Raw genomic sequence first — 19,301 nt, 5'->3', positions numbered from 1 at the left:
GCTTCATAGCCATTTCATGGCACAATGGGAACCCGGCCATGGCGGCACATTGACGCCCTCGCGCCCGGATTCCCTCACTTCTTGGATCATGTCGCGCCGGCTTGCTTGAGCCGAAAAGCCGTGGGACGCTGTCCGCTGGGGTGGATTGGGGCATTGCGTTTTTTCCTGGCAGTTATCCTTGGGATCTTTTTTGTCTCGGCGGCACATGCCGAGCGGCGGGTCGCGCTCATTATTGCGGCCGACGAGTATCGCAACGTGCGACCCCTGAAGAATGCGGTGAACGACAGCCGCACGATCGAATCCGCGCTGCAAAAACTCGGCTTCGACGTCACCACCGAAGCGAACCGCGACTTGAAGCGCATGCGGCGCGCGCTGGAGGATTTTCGCGACGATGCGGCCGGCGCGGATGTTGCGCTGATCTATTTCTCCGGCCATGGAGTCGAGATCGCCGGCGACAATCGCCTTCTGCCGGTCGATGCCGATCCGTCTTCGCTGGACCGGCTGAAGGCAACCAGCCTTCCACTTGAAGACGTGCGCGAGACGGTGACAGCAGCCGGCAAGATCGGCCTCGTGGTGCTCGATGCCTGCCGCAACGATCCTTTCGGCCAATCCGGCGGCGACCAGTCGGGAGACGGCAAATCTGGCCACGGACGCGGCGTGGTGTCCATCGCACCAGAGGTGAAAGCCGAGGCCAAGCCGGGGCTCGGACGCATGGGCCGAGCGGAAAACGTGCTGTTCGCCTTCTCCGCGGCGCCCGGACAGACGGCCTCTGACGGCGCATCCGGCAACTCCGAGTTTTCCGCCGCATTGGCCAAGTTCCTGCCCACCGACGGGCTGGAAATACGCTCCGTGCTGACGCTGGTGCAGCAACAGGTCTACGATCTGTCGCGCGGTAAGCAGCTTCCCTATGTCGAGAGCGGCTTGCCGCGGCTTTTCTTCGCCGCGCAGGCCAGCAAGGACGCCCTGCCCGAGCGCGATCGGCTGTTGCTCGCCATGGCCGATGTCACGCCGGACCTGCGCGTCGAGGTCGAGACGGTGGCGGCCCACGCCGACATGCCGCTGGCGCCGCTATACGCCGCGCTCATCACCTCCGACGGCAAGGCGATGGCGCCAAGGCAGCGCCAGCAGAAGCTCCAGGAAGCGGCCGATGCCTTCATCAAGGTGCGAGCCGATTTGCGCAACTTCGCCTCCTCCGATCCGCAGGTAACGGCGCTGCGCCAACAGGCCGAGGCGAAATTGGCACTAGGCTCGTTCGACGAGGCACGTGCGCTGCTTGGCAAGGCGGCGGATATCGACGGCAAGTCGCGCGACGATCTGAAAACCCGCTTCATCGAGCGTACGCTGTCCAAGGCAACGACGCACTATTTAGCCGGCGGCGCCTCGCAGGCGCAGTTGCGTTACGACCTCGCCATCGAAGACTACCGCAAGGCCGTGGCGCTCTACGCTGACGTCGAGGGTTTCCAGATACCGGACGACGCACGCTACCGGCAGACACTGTCCTGGGAATTTATCGGCACGCTGGAAACGACCGTCGGTCATCTCCAGGAAGCCGGAAAAGCCTTTGATTCGATGGTCCTGTCCGCTCAGAAACGCGCGGCCGCCGAGCCCGACAAGATCGACCACCAGCGCGACCTTGCCGTGGCGCAGAACAAGGTGGCCGACGTCAAGAAGGCGATGGGCGATACCGCCGGCGCGATCGCGCTGTACCAGCAGGCTCTCGCCACGATGAAGGCCATACTCGAAAAAGAGCCCACCTTCGGCTATCTGCGCGACTACGCCGTCTGCTTCAACCGCATCGGCGACGCCATGCGGGTTTCGGGCGACGGACCCGGTGCGCTGGCGAATTACCGTTCGGCACTCAAGGTGGCTGAATTCCTGGTCAAGCAAGCGCCGGATGATGACGGCTTCCGGCGCGACCTTGCCGTCAGCCATTCCAAGCTTGGGCTGGCGCTCAGGCTGACCAACGACCTGGAAAGCTCGATCGCCGAATATGAAGTCTCCTTGCAGATCACCGAGGCGCTGGCGAAGAAGATGCCAGACGACGCCGAACTGCAGCGCGACATCACCGTCAGCCTCACCGCCGTCGGCGACCTGCAGCGGCTGACCGGGCACAACGAAAAGGCTTTCGAACCCTACCAGCGCAGCGTCGATACCACGCGGAAGCTGGTGGCGCGCGACCCCGGCAACACGCTATGGCGGCGTGACCTCGAGCTTGCGCTGGGCAAGATAGCCGACGCCCGCGCCGAGGCGGGCGACCTTGACGGATCGCTCGCCGACCGCCGTTCCGCGCAGGCCATTGCGGAATACCTGGCCGAACTCGACCCCGACAATGCCGAATGGCAGCGCGACCTTGCGATTGGCCACAACCGAATCGGCGACGTGCTGATGGGCAAGGGCGACAAGACCGGCGCGGCTGCGGAATACCAGGCTGGCTTCGTCATCGCCAAGGCGCAGCTGCAAGCCGATCCCGGCAACGCACAGCGCACAGTCGATGCCGCCTTCAGCCGCTACAAGCTTGCCGTGGCCGGCGTTGACCCGTCGACAAATTTCAAGGCCGCGCTGGCCATGCTGACCGGCCTGAAATCGGAGGGACGCCTGCCCGGCGCCAACGAAGGCTGGATCGGCATGGTCGAGAAAGCGATGGCTGCGTCCGGCGTCGCAAAATAGGTTCAGCCGACTGTACGAAAGAGCCCAGCCTCTTGGGATTTGGCCGTCAATTCTTTGCGCGCGTCAACTGAGGACATGCCGCAAAGGCTCTGTGGTCGTTTCGAAAGCAAAGCATGCCACACTATTGTGCAGTGCAGCACGAGAATGCCTGTTTCGAGGCAAAATTCTTCGTGACATTTTCATTCGGCTTGGGCTAATGTCCCGCGATAACCGAGAGGGCGGAGAAAAATCTGCTCTCCTACGCGGTCAAAGTCTTGGGAGGATGCGATCTAGGCGCGGTTACTCGCTGCCGCCGGAAAACGGAAACAGATCGGACGCGTTTAATTGCAAGGCCTCGTGCCTTGCATTTTTTTTGTGCAATCATCTGGTTAGCGCGGCGAGTTGCCAAGTTGCATGACCTAGCGTCAGCTTAGCGTCCGGCCCAAGCATGGCGGCATCTCAGTCCCCCTCCGCAACACTCCGATGTTGTCGGAGCGCGCCCTCGGCAAGATCTATTTAGCCGGGGTCTGGCTGAAATCCGGCACGATGTGCGGGATATCGTTCAGGCTATATCCCAGCCCGTGTGTCAGGCCATAAAAAGTGCCCATCAGGATCGCCGTGACGATGGTGGTGCGGATCACCGCGCGCAGCATGTGCGGCCCGCGCGGCGCACTTGGAACCGTGCCCAGCGTCACGTCATGATCGTCATCCTGCGTGCGGACGCTGAACGGCAGCACGGCAAACAGCACCACCCACCATGTCGCAAAAAACAGGGCCGTGAACGAAACCCAGCTCATGATTGCTCCAGTTCGATCAGCGTGCCGAAGAAATCCTTCGGATGCAGGAACAGCACCGGCTTGCCATGCGCGCCGATCCTGGGGTTGCCGTCGCCCAGCACACGGGCGCCGGCGGCCTTGAGCTGATCGCGCGCAACCAGGATATCGTCGACCTCGTAGCAGAGATGATGCATGCCGCCGGATGGGTTCTTCGCCAGGAACGCGGCGATCGGCGAGCCCTCGCCCAAGGGCTCCAGCAATTCGATCTTGGTGTTGCCGACATTGACGAACACCACCGTGACGCCATGCTCCGGCAAAGCCTGCGGCTCCGTCACTTCGGCGCCCAGCGTGTTGCGGTAAGCAGCAATGGCGGCAGCCAGATCCGGCACGGCAAGCGCGACATGGTTCAGCCGTCCGAGCATGTGCGAACTATCTTTCCTCTGTCCAATGGCTGGCGTCATACGTCAAATCGGCCGAGACCAACAGCCATTGACGAGGCGCGCACTGTCGCACTTTGGTGAACATTCTCCCAAATCGCGATCGAGACTGTTCCGATCGGCAACCGCAAAGTACAAACGGCAATGTCTTACATCCGCCCTGCCCGCGCCCGCGTTTTCACCTTCGATCTCGAATCATTCAAGATTGCCGCCTTGCTCGACGCCGTAGATGTCCGCGACAACCTTGCATCGGCCTTCGCAGCCGGACAGCCGCCAGGTGCGGTGCTCGAACTCGCGGTCTCGAACTTCATCAACCGGGATCGGTACGAACACTGTTTCATCCCGACGCTGATCGACACCGGTTCCGAGAAGATCCTGTTCGACACCGGATGCGGAGATGAAGCCAGTTCACTCCTGGACGGATTGCAAGACCTTGGGCTCGGGCCTGATGATATCGACGTGGTGGTCATCACGCACGGCCACCCGGATCACATCGGCGGGCTTGTCAGGAACGGCGAACCCGTTTTCAGCCGGGCACCCTATGTATTCGGCGCGGCGGAATTCGCGTTCTGGACCGAGGGAACAGCGGTTCGCGAGGCCAGATTGGCCAACCGTGGTCTGTTCAGGCAGATTTGCACCGGGCTGGCCGACCGGGCGACATTCATAGCGCCTGGAGATGAGGTGCTGCCGGGCATTACCGCCATTGACGCGTCAGGTCATTCCCCAGGGCTGCTGGCATTTCTCGTCGAAAGCGGCGGCCAGAGATTGCTGATATGGTCGGACGCCTTCCTGCACTATGTCGTGTCCATCCAGCATCCGGAGTGGCATGCCGACTTCGATGACGACAAGGAACAGTCGGTCGAGACCCGCAAGCGCCTGCTGAAGATGGCCGCGGAACAGCGCCTGCTGGTCGCCGGCCATCACATGCCATTTCCAGGCCTGGGCTACATCGAATCGGTGAACGGCTCTTTTCGCTGGCTTCCGGTCAGCTATCAGTTGACCTTGTAGCGAACCGCTGCCGTCCTCATCGTGTAACGAACACCGTCACCAGCGGTTTCTTGCCCCAGGCTTCGTTGGCGGCGCCGCGCACCGCGCGACGCACCGCTTCCTGAACCAGATCGAGGTCTTTCCGGCGCTGGCGGGGAATCGAATCGACCGCGCCGACGGCCGCATCGATCATCAAATCCTCAAGCGTCTCGCCGCTGGCATCGGCTTCGGCGACGCCGATGGCGACCAGGTCGGGATCGCCGGCCAGTTCATACTTGTCGTCGAGCACGACATTGACCGCGACATGGCCGGCAAACGACAATTTGCGCCGGTCACGGATGCCCATAGCCTGGTCGGTGCCGATCAGCCTGCCGTCCTTGTAGATGCGGCCGAACGGCACCTGGTCGATAATGGTGGCCGGACCTGGAGCAAGCCTCAGCATGTCGCCGTCGCGCACCTGCGCCACCTGGCCGATGCCGGAGGTCGACATCAGCGACCCCTGCGCCACCAGATGCGCCGCCTCGCCATGCACGGGAACGCCGATCTGCGGGCGCACCCACTCATACATCTTGCGCAATTCGCTGCGGCGGGGATGGCCGGAGACATGCACCAGCGCATCGCCGTCCTCGATGATCTTGACGCCGAGATCGATGAGACGGTTCTTGATCTCGAGGATCGCCTTCTCATTGCCGGGGATGGTGCGCGAGGAAAACACCACGGTGTCGCCCGCCGTCAGCGACACCGATTTCATCTCGTCGCGCGACAGTTTCGCCAGCGCCGCCAGCGACTCGCCCTGGCTGCCGGTGCAGATGATGACCAGGTTTTCGCGCGGGATGAAGCCGAAATCTTCCTCGGCGATGAACTCCGGCAGGCCGTCCATATAGCCAAGCTCGTCGGCGACATCGATGACGCGCTTCAGCGACCGTCCCAGCACCAGGCACTGGCGGCCGGCATCCCTTGCCGCCCTGGCGATGGAAACAATGCGCCCGACATTGGAGGAGAAGGTGGTGACGGCGACGCGGCCGACAGCGCTCTGAATGACGCCCTTCAGGCCCTCGCCGACGGCGACTTCCGAAGGCGATTCGCCTTCCCTGAGCGCATTGGTCGAATCGCAGATCAGTGCCAGCACGCCCTTGTCGCCATACCAGCGAAAGCGCGCCTCGTCGGTCTTGGGGCCGATCGTCGGCTCCGGATCGATCTTCCAGTCACCGGTATGAATGACGGTGCCGGCCGGAGTGGTGATGGCCAGCGACATCGGCTCGGGAATGGAATGCGCAACCGGAATGGCTTCGATCTCGAACGGGCCGACGGTGAATTTTTCGCCGGCCCGGTAGATCGTCACGGGAATCTTCGGTGCCCCCTGCTCGCCCTGCCGCTTGGCGTCCAGCAAGCCGGCGCTGAACGGCGTCATCCACACCGGCGCTTTCAGCTTCGGCCAGGTATCGAGCAACGCGCCGTAATGGTCTTCATGCGCGTGGGTGATGATGATGCCGCGCAGATTGGCGAGGTTCTCCTCGATGAAGCGCGTATCGGGCAGCACCAAGTCGACGCCGGGCAGGCTGGCATCCGGGAAGGTGACGCCGACATCGATGACGATCCATTCGCGCGCACTCGGCGGACCGTAGCCATAAAGGGCGAAGTTCATGCCGATCTCGCCCACGCCGCCGAGCGGCACGAAGACGAGTTCAGCGTTTTCGGCTTTCGCCATGATTTTTTCCTTCCTGGCCCTCAGGCCAAGCGGTTGAAGCAATTCCAGGAAAAGCGTGTAACGGCTTTCCCACAGGAATTGCGCAGAAACAAACACTTATAGCCGTCATTGTTTAGATCGAACAATGAACCGCTCTAAACCCGGGCGGATGCGACCGCGCCGAAATGCACGTCGCCGGCTGCTACCGTCACAACAGATCCCTCATCGTCGCGGATCACGAAACGACAGTCTTCGTCAATGGTCTCGAACACCCCACGCACGACATTACCGTCAATTCTGACAGCAACCTCGCCACCAAGTCCCGCCGCGCGCGCCAGCCAGCGCCGCCTGACGGCGGCAAGGCCGCGCCCTTCATCCCACAGGCGGGCGTTCTCGCTCCAGGCATCCGACAGCGCCAGGAACAGCGTTTCCGCGTCGCATGTCGCGCCCAGAGCTTGCAGCGATGTCGCGGGATACGGCAAATCAGGCGGATGCGCCACCACATTGACGCCGATGCCGACGGCGACCGCGAAGCGGCCGCCATCCAGTATCGCCGACTCCAGCAGGATGCCGGCGAGCTTCTCGCCGGAGGCAAGCACGTCGTTCGGCCATTTCAGCTCGAAACGGTTTTGTCCCTGGCTCGCGCCGTCGAGGCCGATGGCGATGCGGCCTTTCGGCACCACGGCGTCGAGCGCGTCGGCAAGCGATAGGCCGGCGACGAAACCGAGCGTCGCGGCAAGGCGAAGTTCGCCGCCGGTGATGACGAGCAAGGTCGCGGCCAGATTGCCTTCGGGCGATACCCAGGCGCGGCCGCGCCGGCCACGCCCGCTTTCCTGCTTCTTGGAAACGACCCACAGCCTGCCAGGGTCGCCTGCCCTTGCGTGGTCCAACGCCACCGTATTGGTGGAACCGACGCTGTCACGGGCCTCGAGCCGGAACCCTTCCGACGCCGAGGTTGGGGCCAGCCGAAATGCCATCCCGTCTAGAAAAATGTCTTGGCGGCGGCTTCGGCATAGGTGCCGATCGGGCCGCCGATCAGCACATAGAACAGCACGAAGGCGCCGCAGACGCCGAGCACGACACGCAGTTCGCTGGCCATCGGCACGAAGCCGCCGACCGGTTCGTCGAACCACATGATCTTGATGATGCGCAGATAGTAATAGGCGCCCACCACCGAGGCCAGCACGCCGATGATCGCCAGCGCGTAGAGATGTGCGTTGATGGCGGCGAGGAAGACGTACCATTTTCCCCAGAAGCCGGCGAGCGGTGGGATGCCGGCCAGCGAAAACATCAGGATGGTCAGGATCGTCGCCATGATCGGATTGGTCGACGACAGCCCGGCCAGGTCGCTGATCTGCTCGACATTGCCTTCCTTGCGCCGCATGGCGAGGATGAAGGCGAAGGTGCCGAGCGTCATCACCAGATAGATCAGCATGTAGATGGCAACACCACGCACGCCGGCCTGGCTGTTGGCGGCGAGGCCGACCAGCGCGTAGCCCATATGGCCGATCGAGGAATAGGCCATCAGGCGCTTGATGTTGGTCTGGCCGATCGCGGCGAAGGCGCCGAGCGCCATCGAGGCGATGGAGATGAAGACGATGATCTGTTGCCAGTCGGCGGCGATCGGCTTGAACGCGCCCATGGTGACACGCACGATCAGTGCCATTGCCGCCATCTTGGGGGCTGCCGCCAGGAAGGCCGTCACCGGCGTCGGTGCACCCTCATAGACGTCGGGCGTCCACATGTGGAACGGCACCGCAGATATCTTGAAGGCGAGGCCGGCCAGCACGAAGACGAGGCCGAAAACCAGGCCAAGCTGACGCTCGCCGCTGCCGAGCGCCGAGGCGATCTCCTGGAAGCCGGTGTTGCCGGTGTAGCCATAGACCAGGCTGATGCCATAGAGCAGCATGCCCGACGACAGCGCACCGAGGACGAAGTACTTGAGGCCTGCCTCGGTTGACCGCAGATTGTCGCGGTTGATCGCGCACAGCACATAGATCGCCAGTGATTGCAGTTCGAGGCCGAGATAGAGCCCGATCATGCTGTTGGCCGAGATCATCAGCATCATGCCGAGCGTGCACAGCAGGATCAGCACTGGATATTCGAACTTGTCGAAACGCTCCGCCTTGGCAAAGCGCATCGACATGATCAGCGTCACCGCCGAGCCGACCAGCGCCAGCACTTTCATGAAGTGGGAGAAGGAATCCTGGATGAAGGCGTTGCCATAGGCACTGCCCTGCCCGGTCTGGAAGATCAGCCAGAAGCCGGCGATCACCAGAACGGCCACCGCAAGGCCGGTGACAAAGTTGGCGGTGTTGGCGCGCGAATAGGCGCCGACCATCAGCAGCGCGAGCGCGCCGATGGCAAGGATCAGCTCGGGCGTCGAGAGCGACAGGCTGGAGAGAAGGTCCGGCGTCATGGTTCGCAAAACCTCTGGTCAGTTCGCCGCCGCGGTCTGCGCGGCGCCGATGGATGCGGTGACATTGGTGACGAGCGACTTGACCGATTGGGCCGTCGCGTCGAAGACGGGAGCAGGATAGACGCCGAAGAAGATGACCAGCACGACCAACGGGTAGATGATCACCTTCTCGCGCGGCGACAGGTCGAGCAGCCCCTTCAGGCTGTCCTTGGTCAGCGCGCCGAAGATCACCCGGCGGTAGAGCCAGAGCGCGTAGGCCGCCGACAGGATGACGCCGGTGGCGGCGAAGAACGCCACCCAGGTGTTGACCCGGAACACGCCAAGCATGGTCAGGAACTCGCCGATGAAGCCCGAGGTGCCCGGCAGACCGACATTGGCCATGGTGAAGATCAGGAACACGGTGGCGTATTTCGGCATGTTGTTGACCAGGCCGCCATAGGCATCGATCTCACGCGTGTGCATGCGGTCGTAGATGACGCCGACGCACAGGAACAGCGCACCCGAGACGAGGCCGTGGCTGAGCATCTGGAAGATCGCGCCCTGCACGCCCTCCTGGTTCATGGCGAAGATGCCCATGGTGACGAAGCCCATATGGGCGACCGACGAATAGGCGATCAGCTTCTTCATGTCCTCCTGCATCAGCGCCACCAGCGAGGTGTAGATGATGGCGACGACCGAGAGCGTGAACACCAGCGGCGCGAACATTTCGGACGCCAGCGGGAACATCGGCAAGGAGAAGCGCAGGAACCCGTATCCGCCCATCTTCAAGAGGATGCCGGCCAGGATCACCGAGCCCGCCGTCGGCGCTTCGACGTGCGCGTCGGGCAGCCAGGTGTGCACCGGCCACATCGGCATCTTCACCGCGAAAGAGGCGAAGAAGGCTAGAAATAGCCATGTCTGCATGTTGGCCGGGAAGCTGTGGGTCAGCAGCGTCGGGATGTCGGTCGTGCCGGACTGATAGAACATCGCCATGATGGCGAGCAGCATCAGCACCGAGCCGGCGAGCGTATAGAGGAAGAACTTGAACGAGGCATAGACGCGCCGCTTGCCGCCCCACACGCCGATGATGATGAACATCGGGATCAGGCCGGCTTCGAAGAAGACGTAGAACAGCACGATATCCAGCGCGCAGAACACGCCGATCATCAGCGTCTCGAGCAGCAGGAAGGCGATCATGTAGGCCTTGACGCGCTTCTCGATCGATTCCCACGAGGCCAGGATGCAAAGCGGCATCAGGAAGGTCGTCAGGATGACAAACAGCATGGAAATGCCGTCGACGCCCATGTGGTAGGAGATACCGGAGTCGAGCCAGGCGACCTTTTCGACGAACTGGAAGCCGGCCTGCGAGTTGTCGAAGCCGGTCCAGATGAACAGCGAGATGATGAAGGTGAACGTCGTCGTCAGCAGCGCGATGGCGCGGATGTTGCGGCGTGCGTTTTCGCTGTCATCGTTGATGAACAGGATCAGCAGCACACCAACCAGCGGCAGGAAGGTGACCAGCGAGAGGATTGGCCAGGCGGTCATCAGAGCATCATCCAGGTGACGAGTGCGGCAACGCCGATCAGCATGGCGAAGGCATAATGGTAGAGGTAGCCGGTCTGCAGCTTGACGACGCGGTTGGTGACATCGACGACGCGCGCCGAAATGCCATCCGGCCCGAGCCCGTCGATGATGGTGCCGTCACCGGTCTTCCACAAGAAATGGCCGAGCCGCTTGGCGGGCCGCACGAACAGGAAGTCGTAGAGCTCATCGAAATACCACTTGTTGAGCAAGAAGGCGTAGAGCCCGCGATTCTGCTTGGCAAGGTTCACCGGCATTTCCGGCGAGCGAATGTAGAACTTCCAGGCCAGCGCGAAGCCGATCAGCATGGCGATGAAGGGCGCCAGTTCGACCCACAGCGGAAGTTCTTCGATGTCGTGCAGGATGTGATTGTTTGGCAGCGTGAACAGCGACGCCTTCCAGAACTCGGCATTGCCTTCGCCGATGAACGAATTGTGGAAGATAATGCCGGCAAACAGCGCGCCGGCGGCCAGGATGAACAGCGGCGCCAGCATCACCGGCGGCGATTCATGGACATGGTGCATCACTTCATGGCTCGCCCGCGGCTTGCCGTGGAAGGTCATGAAGATCAGCCGCCAGGAGTAGAAGGAGGTGAAGCAGGCGGCGATCACCAGCAGCACGAAAGCGAGGCCGGCGACCGAATTGTGGCTGGCAAAGGCGCTCTCGATGATGGCGTCCTTGGAGAAGAAGCCGGCGGTGCCGATGACGGTCACCGGAATGCCGACGCCGGTCAGCGCCAGCGTGCCGATCACCATCATCCAGTAGGTGGTCGGGATCAGCTTCCTGAGGCCACCCATCTTGCGCATGTCCTGCTCGTCGGAGACGGCATGGATGACCGAGCCCGAGCCGAGGAACAGCAGCGCCTTGAAGAAGGCATGCGTGAACAGATGGAAGATCGCCGCGCCATAGGCGCCGACGCCGAGCGCGACGAACATGTAGCCGAGCTGCGAGCAGGTCGAATAGGCGATGACGCGCTTGATGTCGTTCTGGACGAGACCGACGGTCGCCGCGAAGAAGGCGGTGAAGGCGCCGATGAAGGTGACCACCGTCAGCGCCGAGTGCGACAGTTCGAACAGCGGCGACAGCCGCGCCAGCATGAACACGCCGGCCGTCACCATGGTGGCGGCATGGATGAGTGCCGACACCGGCGTCGGGCCTTCCATGGCGTCCGGCAGCCAGGTGTGCAGCGGCACTTGCGCCGACTTGCCCATGGCGCCCATGAAAAGGAGCAGGCAGACGACGGTCATCGCCGACTGCTTGTCCAGCGCATGGCCGAGGAAGGTCAGCACAGCCGCACCTTGCGGCGCGCCCTCGGCCGGAATGAACGTCGCGGCGTTGGCGAAGATGGTGCCGAGATTGACCGAGCCGAACAGCACGAACAAGCCGAAAATGCCGAGCGCGAAGCCGAAATCGCCGACGCGGTTGACGACGAAGGCCTTGATGGCCGCGGCATTGGCCGACGGCTTCTTGTACCAGAAGCCGATCAGCAGGTAGGACGCGAGGCCCACCCCTTCCCAGCCGAAGAACATCTGCACCAGATTATCGGCCGTCACCAGCATCAGCATGGCGAAGGTGAACAGTGACAGATAGGCAAAGAAGCGCGGCCGGTTCGGATCGTGGTGCATGTAGCCGATTGAATAGATGTGAACCAGCGCCGAGACGGTGTTGACCACCACCAGCATCACCACCGTCAGCGTGTCGATGCGCAGCGCCCAGGACACGTCCAGCCCGCCGGACTGGATCCAGTGCAGCACCGGCACGACGAACACCTCGCCATGGCCGAAGCCGACGCTGAAGAAGGCAACCCACGACAGCACCGCCGAAATCACCAGGAAACCGGAGGTGATGTATTCTGACGCCTTGGCTCCGAGCGAATTGCCGAACAGGCCGACGATCAGGAAGCCGAGCAGTGGAAGGAAGACGATGGCCTGATACATGGTGGTTCCGTCAACCCTTCATCATGTTCACGTCTTCGACCGCGATCGAGCCGCGGTTGCGGAAGAAGACGACGAGAATGGCAAGTCCGATGGCAGCCTCGGCCGCCGCGACCGTCAGCACGAACAGCGCGAAAACCTGGCCGACCAGATCGCCGAGCGCCGCCGAAAAGGCGACGAAATTGATGTTGACCGCAAGCAGGATCAGCTCGACCGACATCAGGATGACGATGACGTTCTTACGGTTCAGGAAGATGCCGAACACGCCGAGCGTGAACAGGATTGCCGATACGGTCAGATAATGTGCGATGCCGACGACCATCTCAGACTCCTTCGCCCGACTTGACCTTGCGGATTTCCATGCCGGTGGCCGGCGTGCGGCCGACCTGGGCTGCGATCGATTGCCGCTTGACCCCTTCCTTGTGGCGCAGCGTCAAGACGATGGCGCCGATCATGGCAACCAGCAGGATGAGGCCCGAAATCTGGAAGTAGTAGAGGTAGTCGGTATAGAGGATGTCGCCGAGTGCCGCCGTGTTCGAGCGCGCGGCGAGATCGGGAATTGGCTTCGAGACCGTCGCGGCCAGCTTCGGCGCGAAAGTGTAGCCGCCGAGCACGACGATCAGCTCCGCCGCCAGGATCAGTCCGACCAACGCGCCGATCGGCGCGTATTGCAGGGCGCCGCTCTTGAGCTCGGCGAAATCGACGTCGAGCATCATGACGACGAACAGGAACAGCACCATGACCGCGCCGACATAGACGACGAGCAGGATCATCGCCAGGAATTCGGCGCCGGTCAGCATGAACAGGCCGGCGGCGTTGAAGAAGGTCAGGATCAGGAACAGCACCGAATGCACGGGGTTGCGCGACGAAATGACCATGAACGCCGACGCCACGGCGACAAAGGCGAAGAGGTAGAAAAAGGCCGCCTCTAGTCCACTCAGCATTGGGGTTCCCCCGGGTTCCTGTCCGAGCACGACGCTTGCGTCCTGCCCGATCTTGCTTGCCACCGCCTCCGGTCGACAAGTTTCGTTGTGTCCTTAGACGAGGCCCCTCGCCCCGTCCATGCGTCAAATATCAGCGGTAGGGCGAGTCCAGCGAGATGTTGCGCGCCAGTTCGCGCTCCCACCGGTCGCCATTCGCCAACAGCTTGTCCTTGTCGTAGTAGAGTTCCTCGCGCGTCTCCGTCGCGAACTCGAAATTCGGCCCCTCGACGATGGCGTCGACCGGGCAGGCTTCCTGGCAGAAGCCACAATAGATGCACTTCACCATGTCGATGTCGTAACGCACCGTGCGCCGCGTGCCGTCGTTGCGGCGCGGGCCGGCCTCGATGGTGATGGCCTGCGCCGGGCAGATCGCCTCGCATAGCTTGCAGGCAATGCAGCGTTCCTCGCCATTGGGATAACGGCGCAACGCGTGCTCGCCACGGAAGCGCGGGCTGGTCGGCCCCTTCTCGTGCGGATAGTTGATCGTCTCCTTCGGCGCGACGAACTGGCGCATCGACAGGAAGAAGGCGCTGACGAAATCCTGCAGCAGCAGCGACTTGGCAGCCTGGGACAAAGCGGACATCACGCAAACCCCGTGATCTTGAGGAAGGCTGCGGTGGCGACCACCATGAACAGCGAGATCGGCAGGAACACTTTCCAGCCCAGCCGCATCAGCTGGTCGTAGCGGTAGCGTGGCACGAAGGCCTTCACCATGGAGATGCCGAAGAACACGAAGCAGACCTTCAGCACGAACCAGATGACGCCGGGAACCCAGGTGAAGGGCGCGAAGTCAAAGGGCGGCAGCCAACCGCCGAGGAACAGGATGGTGGCCAGCGCGCACATCAGCACGATCGCGACATACTCGCCGAGGAAGAACAGCAGGAACGGCGTCGACGAATATTCGACCATATGGCCGGCGACCAGCTCCGATTCGGCCTCGACCAGATCGAAGGGCGGACGGTTCGTCTCGGCCAGCGCCGAGATGAAGAAGATGATGAACATCGGGAACAGGGCAAGCCAGTTCCAGTCGAGGAAGGTGTTGGGCAGGCCAAGCCGCGTGCCAATCCCATCATGCTGCGACAGCACGATATCGGTCAAATTGAGCGAGCCGGCGGTGAGCAGCACGGTGACGATGACGAAGCCGATCGAGACTTCGTAGGACACCATCTGGGCCGCCGAACGCAGCGCGCCGAGGAAGGGGTATTTCGAGTTGGATGCCCAGCCGCCCATGATCACGCCATAGACCTCGAGCGAGGAGATGGCGAAGACATAGAGGATGCCGACATTGACGTTGGCGATCGCCCAGCCCTGGTTGACCGGGATGACCGCCCAGGCCGAGATCGCCAGCACGGCGGAGACCAGCGGCGCCAGCAGGAACACGCCCTTGTTGGCGCCGGACGGGATCACCGGTTCCTTGAAGACGAATTTCAACAGATCGGCGAAAGCCTGCAGCGTGCCCCAGGGGCCGACAACGTTCGGGCCGCGGCGCAACTGCACCGCCGCCCAGATCTTGCGGTCGGCGTAAAGGATGTAAGCGACGAAGACCAGCAGCACGACGATCAGCACGACTGACTTCAAGAGGATCAGCAGCGCCGGCAGCACGTAGAAGGAGAAGAAGGTGTCCATGCTTATTCCGCCGCCTGCTTGAAGCCGCTCTTGGCCAGTGCCGAGCATTCCGCCATCACGGCGGATGCCCGCGCGATCGGGTTGGTCAGGTAGAAATCCTTGACCGGAGAGGTGAAGGTGCCCTTGTTCAGCCTACCGCCAAGCTTCGCCACCTTGACGATATCCTCGGCATTGCCGGCCGCGACCTGATCGATGCGGGCCAGATGCGGGTACTCGCCATAGAGCTTGGCACGCAGTTGCGGCAGCGAATCGAACGGCAGCTTCTTGCCCAGCACATCGGACAGTGCCCTGAGAATCGCCCAGTCTTCGCGGGCATCGCCCGGCGCGAAGCCGGCGCGGTTGGTCTGCTGCACACGCCCTTCCGTGTTGACATAGGTGGCCGACTTTTCGGTGTAGGCGGCCGCCGGCAGGATGACATTGGCGCGATGCGCGCCATGGTCGCCATGGGTGCCGATATAGACAACGAAGGCGCCGCCGGTCTTGCCCATGTCGATCTCGTCGGCGCCGAGCAGGAACAGCACGTCCGTCTCGCCCAGCATGCCGGCGACATCCTTGCCGCCCTCGCCCGGGACGAAACCGAGGTCAAGGCCGCCGACACGTCCGGCCGCATTGTGCAGCACGGCAAAGCCGTTCCAGTCCGCCCGCGCCGCGTTGACGGCCGCAGCGAGCTTGGCCGCCTGGCCAAGCACCGCCGCACCATCGGCACGAGACAGCGCGCCCTGGCCGATGATGATCAGCGGATGCGTCGCCTTCTTCAACGTCTGGAAGAACTTGCCATTGCCGTCGGCCAGATCCTTCAGCGAATCCGGTCCTGCGCCCAGCAATTCGTATTCATAGCGCGTATCGCCGACATCGCCGATGACGCCGACCGGCAGATTGCCGACCCGCCAGCGCTTGCGGATGCGCGCGTTGAGCACCGAGGCTTCGTAACGCGGATTAGCGCCGATGATCAGCACCGCGTCGGCTTGTTCGATGCCTTCGATGGTCGGATTGAAGATGTAGCTGACGCGGCCGAGCGCCGGATCGAGTGCGGCGCCATCCTGGCGGCAATCGGTGTTCTTCGAGCCGAGCGAAGCCACCAAAAGCTTCAGCGCGTAGATTTCCTCGACAGCCGCGAGATCGCCGGCAATGGCGCCGATCTTCTCGGGCGTCGTCTTCGACACCGCGTCCTTGATCGCGGCAAATGCCTCGGCCCAGCTTGCCGCAACCAGCTTGCCGTCCTTGCGCACATAGGGGCGATCGAGGCGCTGAGTGCGCAATCCGTCCCAGATGAAGCGGGTCTTGTCGGAGATCCACTCCTCGTTCACCTGCTCGTTGACGCGCGGCAGGATGCGCATCACTTCGCGGCCTCTGCTATCGACACGGATCGCCGAGCCGACCGCGTCCATCACGTCGATGGATTCTGTCTTGGTCAGCTCCCACGGCCGCGCCTGGAAAGCGAAGGGCTTGGAGGTCAGAGCCCCGACCGGGCAGAGATCGATGACATTGCCCTGCAGCTCTGAAGTCATCGCGCTTTCGAGATAGGTGGTGATCTCGGCATCCTCGCCACGCCCGATCAGGCCAAGCTCCGAAATGCCGGCGACTTCGGTGGTGAAGCGGACGCAGCGCGTGCAGTGGATGCAGCGGTTCATCACCGTCTTGACCAGCGGGCCAATATATTTGTCTTCGACGGCGCGCTTGTTCTCGTGATAGCGCGAGGAATCGACGCCGAAGGCCATCGCCTGGTCCTGCAGGTCGCATTCGCCGCCCTGGTCGCAGATCGGGCAATCCAGCGGATGGTTGATCAGCAGGAACTCCATCACGCCTTCCCGGGCCTTCTTGACCATCGGCGTGTTGGTGAAAATTTCCGGCGGCTCGCCATTGGGACCGGGGCGCAGGTCGCGCACGCCCATGGCGCAGGAGGCCTGCGGCTTGGGCGGCCCGCCCTTCACCTCAATCAGGCACATGCGGCAATTGCCGGCGATCGACAGCCGCTCATGGAAGCAGAAACGCGGCACTTCCGCGCCCGCGTCTTCCGCCGCCTGCAGCAGCGTGTAGTGGTCGGGTACAGTGATCTCTTTCCCGTCGACCTTGAGCTTTGCCATTCGCTTCAAACCCCTGCGGATTTCCCGCAATCTCATTTCCCGGGCGCGACAAAGGCAGCACCCGGCATTTCATTCACTTCTTCGCTGCCAGCACCGCCGCCTGGGCAGTCCAGTCGTCCCGGCCGATACGGCCTTTGAACGACAGATAGTCGTCGACCCAGGCGATCTCCTCCGGCGACCAGGCGGCGATCTGGGCGTATGTCCAGATACCGAGCCCGTTCAGCACCTTTTCCAGCTTCGGGCCGATGCCCGAGATCGCCTTGAGGTCGGAAGGTTTCGCCGGTCTGTCCATGGCCTTGGGCTGCCTGAAATCCTCGGGCAGCAGCACATCGGCGGCCTCGCTCGTTGTCGGAGCGACCTCCACCGCCGGCGCCGTGATGGCGGCTTCCTTGGCGGCGATGTCGGTGACTTCCTGCGCGAAGGACTGCGCCTCGGCAATCATGGTCTTCGCCGTCGCCCGCGCCTTGGTGGACGACGAGTTCGCGTCCTCGAACTGCTCGACGCGTGCCTCGAAATCCTCGATCAGCGGCTGCATCAGGCGCTGCGACGCCTCGGCGGCTCCCGAAAGCGCACCCAGCCAGACGCCGAACGCATGGTTGGCGAGCCCGATGCCAAGCGCCGACATCGCCGCCGCACCCGCGACAGGGTGCACGAAAAGGTTGACGGCGCTGGCCATCTCCTTCGGTATCATCCTGGTCAGGTTCTGGTTCATCTTCTCGATCTGGTCCAAATTGGGCATCATTGGGTAGGGTGTCGAATACGGCGCCATAGAGTTCTCCTGGTCGTTCTTCGTTCGCCCCGCCCCGCTAGTCTCGCTTCGGACTTTCGCCCGCAGTCACAAATTCATCTACTCCGCCGCCACCATCACCGGCTCGGCCCGGTGCGCGTTGCGCGAAAACTCGTCGATGCGGCGCTCCACCTCGCCGCGGAAATGCCGCATCAGGCCCTGGATCGGCCACGCCGCCGCGTCGCCCAGCGCGCAGATCGTGTGGCCTTCGACCTGCTTGGTGACGTCGAGCAGCATGTCGATCTCGCGCTTCTGCGCCTCGCCGCGCACCAGCCGCTCCATCACCCGCCACATCCAGCCGGTGCCCTCGCGGCACGGCGTGCACTGGCCGCAGCTCTCATGCTTGTAGAAGTAGGACAACCGGGCAATCGCCTTCACGACATCGGTCGACTTGTCCATGACGATGACGGCCGCGGTGCCGAGGCCGGACTTCAAGTCGCGCAAAGCGTCGAAATCCATCGGCGTGTCGATGATCTGCTCGGCGGGCACCAGCGGCACCGAGGCGCCGCCGGGAATGACTGCGAGCAGATTGTCCCAGCCGCCGCGAATGCCACCGCAATGCGTTTCGATCAGCTCGCGGAACGGGATCGACATCGCCTCTTCGACGGTGCACGGATTGTTGACGTGGCCGGAGATGCAGAACAGCTTGGTACCGACATTGTTGGGCCGGCCGAAGGACGAGAACCAGGCGGCACCGCGACGCAGGATAGTCGGCGCCACCGCGATCGACTCGACATTGTTGACCGTTGTCGGACAACCGTACAAGCCGACATTGGCCGGGAATGGCGGCTTCAGCCTGGGCTGGCCCTTCTTGCCTTCGAGGCTTTCAAGCAGCGCGGTTTCTTCGCCGCAGATATAGGCACCGGCACCGTGATGCATGTAGACGTCGAAGTCGTAGCCGGACGTGTTGTTCTTGCCGATCAGCTTGGCCTCATAGGCCTCTTCGATGGCCCGCTGCAGCGCCTCGCGCTCGCGGATGAACTCGCCGCGCACATAAATATAGGCCGCAATCGCGCCCATGGCGAAGCCGGCGAGCAGCGCGCCCTCGACCAGCGTGTGCGGATCGTTGCGCAGGATGTCGCGGTCCTTGCAGGTGCCGGGTTCGGATTCGTCGGCATTGATGACCAGGTAGCTCGGCCGGCCATCGCTCTGCTTGGGCATGAACGACCATTTGAGGCCCGTCGGGAAGCCGGCGCCGCCGCGGCCGCGCAGGCCCGATGCCTTCATCTCGTTGACGATCCAGTCGCGCCCCTTGGCGACGAGGCCGGGCGTGTTGTCCCAGGCGCCGCGCGCCATCGCGCCGGCCAGCGACTTGTCGAAGAGGCCGTAGATGTTGGTGAAGATGCGGTCTTTGTCCTGAAGCATTTTTCGTCTC

Annotated in this window: 16 protein-coding genes; 2 read left to right on the top strand and 14 right to left on the bottom strand. The window is 62.9% G+C overall.

Annotated elements, in window-relative coordinates:
* Positions 1-153 precede the first annotated feature (153 nt).
* Positions 154-2,667: a caspase family protein gene (locus HGP13_RS17585; protein WP_172227667.1), complete on the top strand. Its 2,514-nt coding sequence runs from the start codon at positions 154-156 to the stop codon at positions 2,665-2,667.
* A gap of 491 nt (positions 2,668-3,158) precedes the next feature.
* Here the strand turns inward: HGP13_RS17585 and HGP13_RS17580 are convergent, their stop codons facing one another.
* The gene (locus HGP13_RS17580; RefSeq protein ID WP_172227665.1) at positions 3,159-3,443 is read right to left on the bottom strand and encodes a DUF1467 family protein; all 285 of its coding nucleotides are present in this window, start codon (positions 3,441-3,443) and stop codon (positions 3,159-3,161) included.
* On the bottom strand, positions 3,440-3,844 hold the full coding sequence (gene mce / locus HGP13_RS17575) for a methylmalonyl-CoA epimerase (protein ID WP_027044909.1): 405 nt from the start codon (positions 3,842-3,844) through the stop codon (positions 3,440-3,442). The genes HGP13_RS17580 and mce overlap by 4 nt, the downstream gene beginning before the upstream one ends.
* Before the next feature lie 159 nt (positions 3,845-4,003).
* On the opposite strand from mce, the gene HGP13_RS17570 reads away from it, so the two are divergent.
* A complete protein-coding gene (locus tag HGP13_RS17570; protein WP_172227664.1) occupies positions 4,004-4,867 on the top strand; it encodes an MBL fold metallo-hydrolase in 864 nt (287 codons plus the stop codon).
* A gap of 16 nt (positions 4,868-4,883) precedes the next feature.
* Here HGP13_RS17570 and HGP13_RS17565 read toward each other — a convergent pair whose 3' ends face one another.
* The 12 genes from HGP13_RS17565 to nuoF form a co-directional block, all read right to left on the bottom strand.
* The gene (locus HGP13_RS17565) at positions 4,884-6,554 is read right to left on the bottom strand and encodes a ribonuclease J (RefSeq protein ID WP_172227662.1); all 1,671 of its coding nucleotides are present in this window, start codon (positions 6,552-6,554) and stop codon (positions 4,884-4,886) included.
* A 134-nt stretch (positions 6,555-6,688) separates the two neighbouring features.
* Positions 6,689-7,510 carry a biotin--[acetyl-CoA-carboxylase] ligase gene (locus HGP13_RS17560; protein ID WP_172227660.1) on the bottom strand — a complete coding sequence of 274 codons (822 nt, stop codon included), beginning with the start codon at positions 7,508-7,510 and terminating at the stop codon, positions 6,689-6,691.
* Positions 7,511-7,515: 5 nt separating this feature from the next.
* Positions 7,516-8,952, bottom strand: a complete 1,437-nt coding sequence (gene nuoN / locus HGP13_RS17555) for an NADH-quinone oxidoreductase subunit NuoN (RefSeq protein ID WP_172227658.1) — start codon at positions 8,950-8,952, stop codon at positions 7,516-7,518.
* An 18-nt stretch (positions 8,953-8,970) separates the two neighbouring features.
* Complete coding sequence (locus HGP13_RS17550) at positions 8,971-10,476, bottom strand: NADH-quinone oxidoreductase subunit M (protein WP_172227656.1); 1,506 nt, start codon at positions 10,474-10,476, stop codon at positions 8,971-8,973.
* Positions 10,476-12,449 (bottom strand): NADH-quinone oxidoreductase subunit L, encoded by a 1,974-nt coding sequence (gene nuoL, locus HGP13_RS17545; protein ID WP_172227654.1) that lies wholly within the window; start codon positions 12,447-12,449, stop codon positions 10,476-10,478. The genes HGP13_RS17550 and nuoL overlap by 1 nt, the downstream gene beginning before the upstream one ends.
* A 10-nt stretch (positions 12,450-12,459) precedes the next feature.
* Positions 12,460-12,768 carry an NADH-quinone oxidoreductase subunit NuoK gene (gene nuoK, locus HGP13_RS17540; RefSeq protein WP_019858930.1) on the bottom strand — a complete coding sequence of 103 codons (309 nt, stop codon included), beginning with the start codon at positions 12,766-12,768 and terminating at the stop codon, positions 12,460-12,462.
* Between the two features lies 1 nt (position 12,769).
* Positions 12,770-13,390 carry an NADH-quinone oxidoreductase subunit J gene (locus tag HGP13_RS17535; protein ID WP_172227652.1) on the bottom strand — a complete coding sequence of 207 codons (621 nt, stop codon included), beginning with the start codon at positions 13,388-13,390 and terminating at the stop codon, positions 12,770-12,772.
* Positions 13,391-13,520: 130 nt separating this feature from the next.
* Complete coding sequence (gene nuoI / locus HGP13_RS17530; RefSeq protein ID WP_172227650.1) at positions 13,521-14,012, bottom strand: NADH-quinone oxidoreductase subunit NuoI; 492 nt, start codon at positions 14,010-14,012, stop codon at positions 13,521-13,523.
* Complete coding sequence (gene nuoH / locus HGP13_RS17525) at positions 14,012-15,055, bottom strand: NADH-quinone oxidoreductase subunit NuoH (RefSeq protein WP_172227648.1); 1,044 nt, start codon at positions 15,053-15,055, stop codon at positions 14,012-14,014. Before nuoH ends, nuoI begins: the two co-directional genes overlap by 1 nt.
* 2 nt (positions 15,056-15,057) lie before the next feature.
* On the bottom strand, positions 15,058-17,139 hold the full coding sequence (nuoG, locus tag HGP13_RS17520; protein ID WP_172227646.1) for an NADH-quinone oxidoreductase subunit NuoG: 2,082 nt from the start codon (positions 17,137-17,139) through the stop codon (positions 15,058-15,060).
* Positions 17,140-17,212: 73 nt separating this feature from the next.
* Positions 17,213-17,908, bottom strand: a complete 696-nt coding sequence (locus HGP13_RS17515; protein WP_172227644.1) for an NADH-ubiquinone dehydrogenase — start codon at positions 17,906-17,908, stop codon at positions 17,213-17,215.
* Between the two features lie 78 nt (positions 17,909-17,986).
* On the bottom strand, positions 17,987-19,291 hold the full coding sequence (nuoF, locus tag HGP13_RS17510; protein ID WP_172227642.1) for an NADH-quinone oxidoreductase subunit NuoF: 1,305 nt from the start codon (positions 19,289-19,291) through the stop codon (positions 17,987-17,989).
* Positions 19,292-19,301 lie beyond the last annotated feature (10 nt).

It is taken from the genome of Mesorhizobium sp. NZP2077 (assembly GCF_013170805.1).
In the GTDB taxonomy this organism is placed as follows: Bacteria; Pseudomonadota; Alphaproteobacteria; order Rhizobiales; family Rhizobiaceae; genus Mesorhizobium.
This window is presented reverse-complemented; position numbering and strand designations above follow the sequence as displayed.